Source organism: Actinomadura xylanilytica (assembly GCF_030283145.1).
GTDB classification, from domain to species: domain Bacteria; phylum Actinomycetota; class Actinomycetes; order Streptosporangiales; family Streptosporangiaceae; genus Spirillospora; species Spirillospora xylanilytica.
Genome location: NZ_JASNWE010000002.1, coordinates 1,038,164 through 1,051,506, shown reverse-complemented (window position 1 = coordinate 1,051,506; position 13,343 = coordinate 1,038,164). Strand labels below are relative to the sequence as shown.

Genomic DNA, 13,343 nt, shown 5'->3' with positions numbered 1-13,343 from the left:
GAGCGGACGGACTGCGCAGGGTGTCGGGCGGGTGAACGCTGGTCGTACCGCGCGTCCCGCCGGGGGCCGCTGGGCTCGGGTGGCACCGCCGGGGCTCGGGCCGGGCTCCCGCCGGCCTCGGGCCGGGGCGCCTCCGGGCCGCGCCGGGCGGCCGGGTTACGATCGATGACAGAGCCCGGCGACCTGGTCTTTTTTCACCGGAAGCGCTTGGAATGCGGGGACCGGTGCGCGATCCTGAGGAGTCACCTGACAGGGTCGGAGGGGCTCTCTCAAACCCGAGGCGCGAGGCTATCCATGGACTTCGACGTTCATCTGCTGCATCACGAACGCTGCACCCTGGTCCGGGTGCAGGGCGAACTCGACGTGGTGTCCAGAGAGCGGTTCGAGGAGGCCATGGGGGGCGTCCTCGACACCGGCGGCCCCATGATCATCGACATGCGCGAGGTCACCTTCTGCGACTCCACCGGGCTCAACGCGATCGTGATGGCCAACCGGCGCGCGACCGAGCGCGGCACCCTGGTCGCGCTGATCGCGCTCACCCCGCGGGTGGAGCGGGTCTTCCGGATCACCGGCGTCGACAAGTTCATCCCGATCTACGACACGCTCCGCGAGGCGCTCGGCGCCCTGCCCACCGACCACACCGCTTAGCCGCGCGGCCACGTCCCGGCCGGGGCGCACCTCCGCGGACGCCGTCAGTCGTGGACACCGTCAGTCGTGGACCGCCTTCGCCGGGGGCGTGTAGGAGCAGCCCTCGAACTGGGGGACGCTGGTGGTGAGCTTGAGCCCCGACTTCCCGAACCACTTGGCCAGCAACTGCCGCGCCTTGCCGTCCTGGTACATCTCGGTGAGCGCCCGGTTGACGGCCTCACAGCCCTTCAGGTCGTTCTTCCTGAGCCCCACGCCGTACTTCTCGTCCGTGAACGGGGCGTTGATGATCTTCGTTGCGGAGGTGGCGAAGCCGGCCAGGATCAGGTCGTCGGTGGAGACCGCGTCCAGCCTGCCGGCGGACAGCAGGTCCATGCACTGCCCGTAGGTCTCCGCGCGGACCGGCTCGGCGGCCACCTTGCGCTCCTCGATGACGCGCCGCCAGGAGTTGGACCCGGTCACCTCGCAGATCCGCTTGCCCTTGAGGTCGCGCACGGCGCCGATCGAGGCGTCGGCGGCGCGGACCATCGTGTCCTGGTGCGGGACGTAGTAGGGCCCGCCGAAGGTGACCTGGGTCTTGCGCTTGGCGGTGATCGAGTACGACGCGAAGATCATGTCGACGGTGCCGTCGGCCAGCGCCTTCTCCCGGATCGAGGACGGCGTGGTCATGAAGGTGATCCGGGACGGCGGCACGCCGAGTCGGCCCGCGACATAGGTGGCCACGTCGACGTCGAAGCCCCGGTAGGCGCCGTCCGGGCCGCGCAGCCCGAGGCCGGGCTGGTCCTGCTTCACCCCGATCCGCAGCGACCGCTGGTCGGCCACCGACGTCTCGCCGCCGCCGCCCAGGCCGCAGGCGGCGGTCCCGGTCAGGGCGATCAGGGTCCCGGCCGCCGCCGCGGCGGCGCTGCGGGTGACGCGCATGGTCTGCTCCTCGCGTTCAGCGGAACTCGGCCAGCCGGGGCCGGACACCCGCGACGGTCAGTGCGGCGATGACGAGCGCGGCGGCCGGCGGCAGCACCCGCCAGGCGCGCAGCCCGCCGTCACCGGCCTCGATGGCGCTGTCGAAGGCGCCCTGGTGCAGCGCGGTGAGCGAGCGCAGCGCCGCGTCGTAGGCGTTGAAGTCGCGGATCGTCCGGTCCCGGTCCATCCGCAGCTTGATCGCGCCGGTCCGGTCGCCGGACCCGGCGAGCTGCCGGATGCGCTGGTCGTTGCGCTGCACGGCGCGGTACGCCTGGAGGGTGCGGCCCAGCGCGTCCGCCTCGCGTCCCGGCCGGACGGTGGACGCCTCGTCGCCGAAGAAGCCCAGGAACGGGGCGTCGCCCTTGCCCGGCCGGTACGAGCCGGCCTGCTGTTCGAGGCCCGCGTAGTAGCTCTCCAGGTTCACCGGCTTGTCGCCGAGGTCGGGATAGATGACCGCGAGCGACTTGTCGAGGTAGGTCTGCTCGTAGGTGTCGGCCTTGCCGGGATCCAGCAGGTAGCGGCTCTCGTCGGCGAACGCGCTGTTGCTGATCGCGCGGGCCCGGGACAGCGCCAGCACCGAGTCGAACCCGTACATCTTGGCCTTCTTGATGTGCCCGGCCTGCGCGGACAGTTCCGCGAACCCGGCGCCGACCAGCGCGAGCGCGGCCACCGTCGCCAGCGCGAGGGCCGGGTTGACCAGCCGCCGGAACCCCCGGGCCAGGTAGACCTGCGCGGCGAGGAGGAGCAGCAGCACCAGCACCCCGGTCAGCGCGACCCAGGCGCGGCCGGTCAGGACCGCTGTGCGCTTGGTCTCGTAGGTCTGCCGGACGGCCGCGCCGCTGTCGAGCGTGAGGTTGTACGCCTGCGGCAGCAGTTCGAGCCTCATCAGGTCGGTCGCCCGCCGGTAGGTGTCGACGACCTGCTTGGGCGGCTCCCCGGCGGCGTGCGCGGACTGCCGGTCCAGCACCATGGCCTCGCCGACCAGCCGCTCGTACCGGCCGAGGCCGTCGATGACCGCCTGCACCCGCTGCCGCAGGTGCGGATCACGCCCGGCGAGCTGTGCCGCCTGCACCGCCGCCGCGCCCGCCTCCGAGCGGCGCCGCTCGTAGACGCCGAGCGCGCCGTCGTGGCCGATGCCGAGGTCGTGCTCCCGTCCGATGAGCAGCACGCTGGCGACCTGCGCGTCCATGTCGCTGAGCGCGGAGAACAGGGTGCCGGTGGCGACGACCTGCGGTCCCGCGTCGTGCCCGATCGTCTGGACGGAGTCGCGCGCGTTCCCGATCGCGGCGGCCAGGACGGCCAGCAGGGCGACGATCGCGATGAGGATCACCACGACGAACGCGCGGATCCTGCCGGGGATCGTGCGCAGCCACCGTCCCCGGGCGAACGTGATCAGCCCGGGGCCGCGCCGGTCCGGGGGACGGGCCGGCGCGGCCTCGGGGGCCCGGCCGGACGGCGCGGCATGGCGGACGGCGGTCCCGGCGGGCACGGTGGACGGGGCGGACGGGGCGGACGGGGCGGACGGGGCGGACGGGGCGGACGGGGCGGACGGGGCGGCGAAGGTCGCTGTCGACGACCCGATGGCCGGTGGCCCCGGCGGTCCCGGCGGTCCTGGGGGGCCTTGCGGCCCGGGAGGCCCGGCGGAGGGCGGCCCGGTCGGGGCAGGACCGGCGGAGTGGGGCCTTGCTGGGGGCGGTCCGGCAGGAGGCGGCGTCGTCATGAGGAGGTCTCTCCCTGCGCGGACAGTGTGATGGTGGTCCAGGCACCCAGGTGGACGCGGTCGCCGTCGCCGAGCGGGATCGGGACGTTCACCGCGATCGGCTCGGTCGCGTCGTTCACCGTCGTGCCGTTGGTGGACCCGGGGTCGGTCAGCGCCCACGAGCCGTCCGGCCGGGCGGTCAGGACCGCGTGCAGATGGGAGACGCCCGGGTCCTCGGGGGCCACGCTCAGGTCGATCTCGGGGAGGATCGCCCGCGAGTTGCTCCTACGGCCGATGCGGATCCGGTCGCCCGCCAGCACGACGCGGCGGTCGGGGCAGTGCGCGGGGAACGCGATCGCGGCGGCGCCGGGGCCGCCCAGCGCGACCACCGCGTCGTAGTACGCGCGGTCGGCGCTGATCAGCGCCGTCCACAGGCCCGGGGGTGCGGGACCGGCGGCGTATGCCTCGGCCGGCGCGCCGAGCGGCCCCGACGCGGGCGAGGGTGCGCGGGGTGCGGGCGGGACGGCGAACCCCTCGGACGGGAGCTGGACGGTGTGCTGCGCCCGCGTCTCGAAGTCGTACCCGTCGACCTCGCAGAAGCGTCCCGACCGGGGCGCGCCGCAGGTCGGGCATGATTCGCGCGCTCCGGACCCGTTCGACGCCCCGGTGCCGGACGCGGCCGAAGCCGAGGCCGCCGGCACCGGCGATGACGCGGACGGAGACGGAGACGGAGACACCGGCGGGCCCACGGGCGGGGACGGCGCGAACTCGGCGCGCGGCGCGCCCTCCATGAGGTCCCCGCACACGTCGCAGTAGTCGTCGGAGACCGACGAGTGCCCGCTCTGGCAGACCGGCACGGCGGCCTCAGCTCCCGGCCTGGTCGGAGGGCCCGCCGTCCACGCGGGTCCGCACGGTCCGGACCGAACGGGTGTCGAGCGACATCTCGTCGGCCTTCGACACCTCCCCCTTGAGCTGCACGGTGCCGGAGTCGAGGTCGATGACGTCGACGACCCGGTCGAGCAGCGCGGAGATCTGCTCGTTCCCGACCTGCTTGGCGAGCACCACGGCCCGGCCCAGCCGCGCGGTCGCGGTGTCCTCGTCGCCCTCGCGGCGCGCCTCCAGGCCCTCCTGGATCGCCCCCGCCAGCTCCGACTGCCCGGTGTGATGGGCGACGCGGGCGTTGATCCGGGTCGACTTGGCCTCGTCGTCGGTCCACTCGACCAGGACGTTCCCGGACGCCAGGACGCGCTCGTCCGGATCGGCGGAGGTCCCGGGGACCACCAGCTTCACCCAGGCCGCGCGCATCTGCCGGCCGACGTCGCCGGCCGGCACCTCGACGCACAGGTGGTACTCGCGGTCCTCGTCGCCCCACGCGCCGATCGGGTAGTCGCCGAGCTGCGGGCCGGACGGGACGCGGCGGCCGGTGAGGTCCTCGACGGCGGGCACCATCTGCTTCACGAACCGCAGCTCGGCGTGCTGGGGCGTCCACACCCGCAGCGTCACGTCCGCGACCGCCTTGCCCATCGCCGCCTCGGTCATCGCCCGGAAGTCGGCCTCCAGGTCGGCGGGGTCGGGCACGTCCAGGAACCCGCCGAGCAGCGCGGAGGAGATCAGGCGCAGCTCGGGCACCTCCCAGTCGGTGCCGACGCCGCGCGCGTCCAGCACGAAGTTGCCCGAGCAGGCGTCCAGCGCCTTCTGGAGCTCGGGGGCGGGCTCGTGCTGGTTCTTGCCGTCGGTGAGCAGGATCGCGTGCCGGATCGCGTCGCGGTGCTCGGCGAAGAGCCGGTTCGCCAGCAGCAGCCAGGACCCGATCGCGGTGCCCCCGGCGGCGTCGAGCCGGCCGACGGCGCTCGCCGCGTCCCGCCGGGTGCGGGCGCTCGCCCGGACGAGCCGCTCGTCCTGCGGGTAGACCAGGCGCGGCCGGTTCGCCCCGGCGATCACGGCGAACCGGACGCCGTCGCGCAGCACGTTCACCGCCGCCTTGGCCGCGCGCTTGGCCGCGGCCATCTTGCCCGAGTACGTCATCGAGCCCGAGGTGTCGATGATGATGATCTCGGCGGCCTCGGCCGCCGGGGCGCGCCCGCCGCCGCCCTCGCGCGCCGCCTCGACGGTCACGATGGCGTGCAGCTCCCGGCCGCCCGCGGGGAGGTGGGGGTTGTGGTCGATCTTGACGGTGAAGGCGGGAAGGTCGCTCATCTGCGGGTCTCCCTGGACGTCTCGGCAGGTGCGGCCGGAGGAGGTCCGGTCGGGTGGGGCGGGGGGAACGGGATGAGCGCCGCGGTGACGTTGTCGTGTCCCCCGGCGTCCAGGGCCGCGCGCAGCAGGCGTCCGGCCGCCGCGAGCGGATCGGCGAGCGGCGCCGGCCCGTCCAGCGCCACGGCCGCGAGCCCGGCGGCCTCGGGCAGGTCGTTCCAGAGGCCGTCGCTACAGATCAGCACCAGCCCCGGACCGGCGGGCTCGAACGAGGCCAGGTGCGGGTCGATGGTGCCCGCGTCGGCGCCGAGCCACGCGGTCAGCAGGTGCGCACGGGGGTCGGCCCACGCCGCGGCCTCGGTCATCGTCCCGCGCGCGACCATCCGCACCGCCCAGGAGTCGTCCTTGGTGAGCAGCTCGGGCGCCCGCGCCGAATGGGGCAGCCAGTAGGCGCGGCTGTCGCCGATCCAGCCGATCGTCACCGTCCCGGGCCCGACGATCGCCGACACGTAGGTGCAGGCGGGCGAGCTGTCGGGGACCGGCGCGGCGCCCGCCGGCACGACGCCCGCCAGCGCGGCGACGTCCTCGCCCGCGCGGCTCGCGGCGGTGCGGGTCGCGGTGCGCGCGTCGGCGCCCGCGGCGAGGCGGCGGGCGAGCACGGCCACGGCGGTCTCGGCGGCGACCCTGGCGGCCTCCTCCGAACCGGGCGCGGACGCGACGCCGTCGCACACCACCGCGCACACCGTGTCGGCGAGGGTGGCCAGCGCGAACGCGTCCTCGTTGCGGGGACGGCGCAGCCCCCGGTCGCTCACCCCGGCGGCCCGGATCGGCGCGGCGAACGCGCCACCGGGCGCGGCCACCTCGATCTCCACATGCTCGCGGCCACTCGGCTGCCGAAGCCCGCAGGTGTCGCAGTACCCGTCCGGGCCGATCGCGGCGCTCCCGCAGTCGGCGCAGGTGAGCGGGTCCGCGCCGGCGCTGTACGCGACCGACGCTAGAGGGGCCGTCCAGCCCGGCCCGGCGGCGCGCGGCGGCCCGCCCGGCCCGGGGGCGCGGGGCGGTCCGTCCGGCTCGGGGGCGCGGGGCCGTCCGACCTGCGCGGGTGTGCGGGGCCGTCCGCACCCTTCGCAGAACCGGTCCCGGACGGTGAGCGGTTCCCCGCAGGCGGCACAGGCCGCCGCGGGTTCGCCGGGTCCGATGACCGCGTCCACGTCAGAACAGCGTTCTCGGCCGGACGGAGTTCGCCCGCCGGACCATCGCGTGCCGGTGCCCGGCGCCCTCGGCCAGCTTGGCCAGCAGCCGGTACATCCGTTCCAGCCGGCCCCGGACCGGCGCCTCCAGCATCGGGATGCCGAGCAGCTCACCGCCCGCCGCCCCGGCGGCGGCCCCGGACCTGAGCCAGACCAGCGCCGCCTCCAGCACCTCGGCGGAGAACGCGGCGGACCGTCCCCGGTCGAGCGAGAGCGCCTCCAGGCGGCGGCCCGCCCCGATGAGCGTGGCCGCGTTCAGCTCCCCCGGCCCGCGCCCCCGGACGGCGGCGGCCACGGCGGCGAGCTGTGCGGCCACGTAGTGGCTGGAGATGCGCGGAACCGAGTCCAGGACCCGTTCGGCGGCGGCCCGGTCACCGGCCGCCAGCCGCGCGCGGGCCAACCCGAACGCCGCGCTCACATGGGTCGGGTCGGTGCGCCACACCGTCTCGTAGAAGCGGTCGGCGGCGGGCGTGTCGTTGCGGACCTCGTGGCAGAACGCCAGCGCCAGCTTCGGCGCGGGCTCCCCCGGCATCAGGTCGTACAGCGCGTCGAAGATCTGCGCCGCGTCGGCGCCGCGCCCGGCGGCGAGCGCCCGGACCCCCTGGTACCAGTCGGTCCGCCAGTCGCCCGGACGGTCGGTGCCGATCTGCTCCAGCAGCCGTCCCGCCTCGTCCAGCTCGCCGAGCCCGATCCGGACCCGGACCAGTGCCAGCCGCACCTCCGGCGAGGACATCGGCGCACCGCTCAGCGCGCCCGCCAGGTCGCGCGGGTCGCGGACGTTCAGGCCGCCGAGGAACGCGGCGGCCGGATCGGCGCCGTGCACCAGCGGGACCGGCAGCGCCGCCGCCGCGGCCACGGCGTCGAGGCGGGCGAGCACCGGCACCGCCGCGCCGCCCGCCGGGACGCCCGCCGCGCCGAGCGTTCCCGCCCCGGCGACCTCGGTGCCCGCCGCGTGCTGCTCGGGCCCGAACAGGGGGGACGGCGCCGGGCGGGGCATCTCGTCCTCGGCCGACAGCACCTCGCGGAGCACCCCGGTGAGCTGCTCGGCCATCTCGGCGGCGCTCTGGAAGCGCTGGGCCGGATCGGGGTGCGTCGCCCGGCGCAGCAGCCGGTGGTACGACTCGTACCGCGCGAGCAGCGGCACCTCGCCGCGCGGCGGGAGACTGCGCAGATGCCGCCGGGTGTAGCCGCGGAACGCGAAGCTGAGCACCGCCAGGGTGCGGCCGACGGTGTAGAGGTCGGAGGTGACCGACGGGCCCTGGTCGGAGATCTCGGGGGCCTGGTAGCCGGGGGTGCCGAAGATCGGGCTGTTGACGTCGAACGAGCGCCGCACCCCGCCGAGGTCGATCAGCTTGAGCTGCTCCTCGGACTGGATCGCGTTGTCGGGCTTGAAGTCGCAGTAGAGCAGCCCCACGCCGTGCAGGTAGCCGAGCGCGCGCAGCACCTCCAGACCGTAGGCGATCACCTGGCCGAGCGGCAGCGCCGCGTCCTCGCCCTGGTCCTTGCGGTGCCGCAGCAGGATGTCCTTGAGCGACTCGCCGCCGACGTACTCCATCACGATGTAGCCGGAGCCGCCGTGCCGGACGAAGTTGTAGATCTTGACGATGTTGGGGTGCTCGACCTCGGCGAGGAAGGCCCGCTCGGCGGTCGAGGCGGCCAGCGAGTCGGCGTCGCCGCTGTCGAGCAGGCCCTTGAGCACCACCCACCGGTCGCTGACGTTGTGGTCGCGGGCGAGGTAGACCCAGCCGAGCCCGCCGTGCGCGAGGCAGCCGAGCACCTCGTACTGGCCGCCGATCAGCTCGCCCGCGCGGAGCTTGGGGGTGAACGAGAACGGGTGCCCGCAGTTGCGGCAGAACCCCTCGGTGCGCCCGGCGCGCCCCTCCCGGGTGCGCCCGACCGGCTCCTCGCAGCGGCTGCAGAACCGCCGCTTCTCCGGCACCTGCGGGTCGGCCATCACCGCCGAGGCCGGATCGCGGTACGGGACGGGCGGCACCTCCACCAGCCCGGCACCGAGCATGCCGCGCCGGGCCGAGCCGCCGGCCCCGGTCCCCCGCGACGCGCGCGACGCCGTCCGCCCGGACCCCTGCGGTCCCGACGGCCCCGACCCCTCGGCCGCCGTCTGGGGTCTGGGGGAGGACGGGCTCGGCGACGGCGTGGTCGGGAAGCTCCCCACCTGCGGCGCCACCGACAGCGGGGCCACACCAGGCGGGGACGACGGCGCGACCGGCGGCGGCGCGGTGGGCGGCGGCGCGCCCGATGGGGGAGGCGGCGCGGTGGGTCGGGACGGCGACGGAACCAGACCCGCGGCCGGGGCAGGGGCCGAGACCGGGGCGGGGGGTGAGACCGGGGCCATGCCGCAGACGCCGCAGAAGCCGTCGGCGTCCACTTCGCCCGTGCAGCCGTGCTGGGTGCATCGCATCATCGCCGCGTCCCCGTCCCGCTCTCGCACGCCTTGATCGCGCGCTGGTACTCGGCCACCGCGGCGGTCGACCGCCGCAGGTCGCAGGGCGCCGTCCACAGCAGCTCGCGCGCCTGCCCGTACAGGATGGTGAGCCGCTCGTCCTCGGCCATGCCGAGCCGGGCGGCCTTGGCCCGGTACGCCTCCAGGCGTCCCCTGAGCTCGCCGCGCCGGTCGAGCAGGCCGGTGCTGAGGCGCAGGTCGGCGCGGGCCCGCTCCAGCTCGGCGGCGGCCATCCGCTCCAGCTCGGCGACGCGCCGCGCCAGGTCGGCCCACCGCTCCGCCTCGCGGAGTCCGTCCAGCACGTCCAGCCGGTCGCGGAGCTCCGCGCGGGGCGGCGGCTCCGGCAGGCCCGGGGACGCGATCTTGAGCAGCGCGGTCTCGCGCGCCTCCAGCGCCCGCCGCGCCGCCGTCTCCGCCTCCTCCACGGCACCGGTGATCTGCGCCATCCGCGCGGGGTACTCCGAGCGCAGCGCGGTCATCTCGGTCAGCTCGTCGCGCAGCCCGCTGAGCGCGGACCGCACCCGGTCGAGCCGGCCGGTGTCGGCGCGGCCGTCGCGCACCAGCGACAGCGGGTCGGTGCGGACCACCTGGCCGAGCGCGGTCAGCTCCCGGCCGAGCCGGTCGAGCTCCGGATGCCGGGTGCCCTCCAGCGCGTGGGCGAGGCGGGCGGTGTCGCGCCAGCTCTCCTCGGCCGCCTCCAGGGGGACCAGCAGGGCCGTCCAGGCCGCGTCGGCCGCCGCGATCTCGCCCGCCACGAACGCGTAGGCGTCCGACATCATCACGACCGCCTCGTCCAGCGTGATCCGGCGCTCCTGCGGGCCGAGCAGGGTGCGCCGCTCCAGCGGGACGCGGCCGTCGGGCACCTCCACCGCGGGCCCGGTCAGCAGCCGGGTCAGCTCGGCCAGCACGGCGTGATCGGGACGGGACTGCCGGTCGCGGAGCGATCCGGCGGCGTCCAGGACGCGCTGGTAGGCGTCGAAGGTGCGCCACAGCATCGCCAGCCGGTCCTGCGCCTGGTCCCAGCGGCGCCAGGTCTCGCCGGTCAGCCGGGCCCCTTCGAGGAGCCGGTTGCCGTGGTGGCCGTCGAGGTCGAGCAGCGCCGCGGAGATGCGGTCCTTCTCCTCCCGCAGGCTCCGCAGGGCATGGTCGACGCCTTCCCGGCTCATGGGCGCGGCGGCACCGGCCCCGGCCCCGGCTCCGGCCCCGCTCTCGTCCACGTCAGCCCCGCGATCGCCGTCCACTGTGTCCCCGTTGCGCGATGCTCCCCCGGCGTCCCCCGTCCCGGCGGCCTGGGCGGGGACCGCCCCAGGATCGGGCCTACGCTCTCCAGCAAGTGTGATCGGTGACACTTGTCGAGACAAGCGGTCTCATCCGCCTATCGATCCGGGCGGCTCCCCGATCGTCCCCGCTCATGGCGCCGAACCCGGGCCCGGCCGAACACTGATTCAATACCCGCGCACGAACGGCACCGGACCCGCTGGCCGCCATCGGCCACACCCGTCCCGCGCCCGTCCCGGCGCCGCGTCCGGATCCGCCCCCGGCGCCGCGTCCGGGGCCCGGATCGGCCGGACGACCACCGGGAGTGAGGCGATCATCACGCCGGACCGCCTTGTGCTGGGGGAACCTCCTGGTGTGAGGTGACGTTGCGCAGGTGAGGACGTCTATCGAGAGGAGTTGAGAGTCCGCAGTGTCGGACCCCAGTCATAGACCCGGTGCCCCATGGTGAGCGCGGTACTGGGCGTAGTCGCCGTACTCCTGCTCACCGCCGCGACGGGCTACTTCGTCGCCCAAGAATTCGCGTTCGTCGCCGCCGACCGGGCGAGCCTCTCCGAGGCCGCCGAACGGGGCGACATCCCGGCCAAGCGGGCCCTCAAGGTCGTCGGCGGCCTGTCGTTCATGCTGTCCGGCGCCCAGCTCGGCATCACGATGACCACCCTGGTGGTGGGCTTCATCGCCAAGCCCGCGCTGGCCGAGCTGATCGAACCGCTGCTGGAGCTGACGGGCGTGCCCGCCGGCGCCACCGGGGCGATCTCCCTCGCCACCGGCTTCGTGCTCGCCACGCTCGTGCAGATGTTGCTCGGCGAGCTGTTCCCCAAGAACCTGGCGCTGGCCCGCGCCGAGTCGCTGGCCCGCGCCCTCGCCGCGTCCACCCTGGTCTACCTGACCGTCGCCGGACCGCTGATCCGGCTGTTCGACCGCGCGGCCACCCGCCTGCTGCGGGCCGTCGGCGTCGAGCCGGTCGAGGAGCTGCACGGCGGCGTCACCCTGGAGGACCTCGGCGACATCATCGGCAAGTCGCACAGCGCCGGCCACCTGCCGGCCGACCTGTCCGGCCTGCTCGACCGCGCCCTGTCGTTCGGCGACCGCACCGCCGACGAGGTGATGGTGCCGCGCCCGCAGGTCCGGACGCTGCCCGGCACCGCGACCGTCGCCGAGCTGGTCGAGCTGATCAGGGAGACCGGCCACACCGCCTACCCGGTGTACGGGCAGGAGGTCGACGACGTCATCGGCGTGGCCGGCGTCCGTGAGGTCGTCGACGACGCCCTCGACCCGGCCACCCCGATCCGCCGCGTCGCCCGGCCCGCGCTGCTGGTGCCCGGCAGCCAGCCGCTGTACGGCGTGATGGATCAGATGCGCGATACCGGCGAGGAGTTCGCCTGCGTCGTCGACGAGTACGGCGGCCTCGCCGGGATCCTCACCTTCGAGGACGTCGCCGAGGAGCTGGTCGGCGAGATCGCCGACGAGACCGACGCACACGAGACCGCGCCGACCACCGGGCCCGACGGGTCCTGGCTGGTCGACGCCGGGATGCGGATCGACGAGATCGGCCGGCTGACCGGCCTGGCCCTGCCCGAGGGCGACGCCTACGACACCCTCGGCGGCCTCGCCATGGCCGAGCTGCGCCGGCTGCCGTGCCCCGGCGACCGCCTCACCGTCGAGCTCGACCCCGCCGCCGGCCCCGCCGGGCAGGTCCAGCTCGAGATCGTCAGCGTCGCCCGCCGCGTCGCCGAGAAGATCCGGCTGCGCCACTCCGACGAGGCCCCGGCCCGCGACCGTCCGGACCGCGCCGAGGTCTCCGACCCGCCCTGCGCCCAGCCGGCCCGGGAGGCGTCGTGGACCTGATGACCTCCCTCCTGATCACCGCGCTGCTGCTGGTCGGGAACGGCTTCTTCGTCGCGGCCGAGTTCGCGCTCGTCGCCGCCAACCGCTCGCAGCTCGAACGCGCCGCCGCGCGCGGCAGCCGTCCCGCGGTCGCCGCCGTCGCCGGCGTGCGCGAGCTGTCGCTGATGCTGGCGGGCGCCCAGTTCGGCATCACCATGTGCTCCCTGGGCCTGGCCATCGTCACCGAACCGGCGTTCGAGCACTTCCTCGAACCGCCGCTGCACGCCCTCGGCGTCCCCGAGGCGGGCTCGAAGGCCGTCGCGCTCGCCGTCGCACTCGCCGTGGTGACGTTCCTGCACATGGTCATCGGCGAGATGGCGCCCAAATCGTGGGCGATCGCGCACCCGGAACGCTCCGCACTGCTCCTGGCGCTGCCGTTCCGCGCGTTCGCGAAGGTCTCACGGCCGGTCCTCGCGGCGCTCAACTCCACGACCAACGGGCTGCTGCGGCTCATCGGGGTCACCCCGCGCGACGACATCGAGAGCCACACCGACACCCGGCGGCTCGGCCACCTGCTCGGCGAGTCCCGCCGGCTGGGGCTGATCGGCCGGCACGACCACGAGCTGCTCGGCCGCGCCATCTCCGCCCGCGAGGCCACCGTGGGCCACCTGATCGTCCCCGCCAGCTCGGTGACCACGATCGGCGCGGACGAGACGGCCGTGCGGATCCGCCGCACGGCCACCGCCAGCGGGCACAGCCGGCTGCTGGTCCGCGACCGCGACGGCGCCATGACGGGCATCGTGCACGTCCGCGCCGCCATCACCGAGGACGGGGACCGGCGCGCCGCCGACCTCGCCCACCCGGCCCCCGTCCTGACCGCCGAGACGACCGTCCTGGACGCGGTGACCCGCCTCCGCCGTGCCCGCGCCCAGCTCGCCGTGGTCAACGACGCCGACGGCGAGTTCTCCGGCATCGTCACCCTCGACGACCTGCTGGCGGAGCTCCTGGCCACCAACCCCCACTGACCCCGGGG

At 75.3% G+C, this 13,343-nt stretch carries 10 protein-coding genes; 3 read left to right on the top strand and 7 right to left on the bottom strand.

Annotation, left to right across the window (positions count from 1 at the left end):
• Window positions 1-294: 294 nt before the first annotated feature.
• Complete coding sequence (locus tag QP090_RS16060; RefSeq protein WP_285939671.1) at window positions 295-648, top strand: STAS domain-containing protein; 354 nt, start codon at window positions 295-297, stop codon at window positions 646-648.
• A 60-nt stretch (window positions 649-708) separates the two neighbouring features.
• Here the strand turns inward: QP090_RS16060 and QP090_RS16055 are convergent, their stop codons facing one another.
• The 7 genes from QP090_RS16055 to QP090_RS16025 all read right to left on the bottom strand — a co-directional run bounded on the left by QP090_RS16055 (window position 709) and on the right by QP090_RS16025 (window position 10,425).
• The gene (locus tag QP090_RS16055) at window positions 709-1,566 is read right to left on the bottom strand and encodes a glutamate ABC transporter substrate-binding protein (protein ID WP_285939670.1); all 858 of its coding nucleotides are present in this window, start codon (window positions 1,564-1,566) and stop codon (window positions 709-711) included.
• A gap of 16 nt (window positions 1,567-1,582) precedes the next feature.
• Window positions 1,583-3,094, bottom strand: coding sequence for a GlnX family signal transduction membrane protein (locus tag QP090_RS16050; protein WP_285939669.1), 1,512 nt, complete (start codon window positions 3,092-3,094; stop codon window positions 1,583-1,585).
• A gap of 227 nt (window positions 3,095-3,321) precedes the next feature.
• Window positions 3,322-4,161: an FHA domain-containing protein gene (locus QP090_RS16045; RefSeq protein ID WP_285939668.1), complete on the bottom strand. Its 840-nt coding sequence runs from the start codon at window positions 4,159-4,161 to the stop codon at window positions 3,322-3,324.
• 7 nt (window positions 4,162-4,168) lie between these two features.
• A complete protein-coding gene (locus QP090_RS16040) occupies window positions 4,169-5,500 on the bottom strand; it encodes a VWA domain-containing protein (protein ID WP_285939667.1) in 1,332 nt (443 codons plus the stop codon).
• Window positions 5,497-6,708, bottom strand: coding sequence for a PP2C family protein-serine/threonine phosphatase (locus QP090_RS16035; RefSeq protein WP_285939666.1), 1,212 nt, complete (start codon window positions 6,706-6,708; stop codon window positions 5,497-5,499). The genes QP090_RS16040 and QP090_RS16035 overlap by 4 nt, the downstream gene beginning before the upstream one ends.
• A 1-nt stretch (window position 6,709) precedes the next feature.
• Complete coding sequence (locus QP090_RS16030) at window positions 6,710-9,169, bottom strand: serine/threonine-protein kinase (protein WP_285939664.1); 2,460 nt, start codon at window positions 9,167-9,169, stop codon at window positions 6,710-6,712.
• The gene (locus tag QP090_RS16025) at window positions 9,166-10,425 is read right to left on the bottom strand and encodes a hypothetical protein (protein WP_285939663.1); all 1,260 of its coding nucleotides are present in this window, start codon (window positions 10,423-10,425) and stop codon (window positions 9,166-9,168) included. Before QP090_RS16025 ends, QP090_RS16030 begins: the two co-directional genes overlap by 4 nt.
• A 502-nt stretch (window positions 10,426-10,927) precedes the next feature.
• On the opposite strand from QP090_RS16025, the gene QP090_RS16020 reads away from it, so the two are divergent.
• Both QP090_RS16020 and QP090_RS16015 read left to right on the top strand, forming a co-directional pair.
• Window positions 10,928-12,331 (top strand): hemolysin family protein, encoded by a 1,404-nt coding sequence (locus QP090_RS16020; RefSeq protein ID WP_285939661.1) that lies wholly within the window; start codon window positions 10,928-10,930, stop codon window positions 12,329-12,331.
• The gene (locus QP090_RS16015; RefSeq protein WP_329522437.1) at window positions 12,331-13,335 is read left to right on the top strand and encodes a hemolysin family protein; all 1,005 of its coding nucleotides are present in this window, start codon (window positions 12,331-12,333) and stop codon (window positions 13,333-13,335) included. The genes QP090_RS16020 and QP090_RS16015 overlap by 1 nt, the downstream gene beginning before the upstream one ends.
• Window positions 13,336-13,343 lie beyond the last annotated feature (8 nt).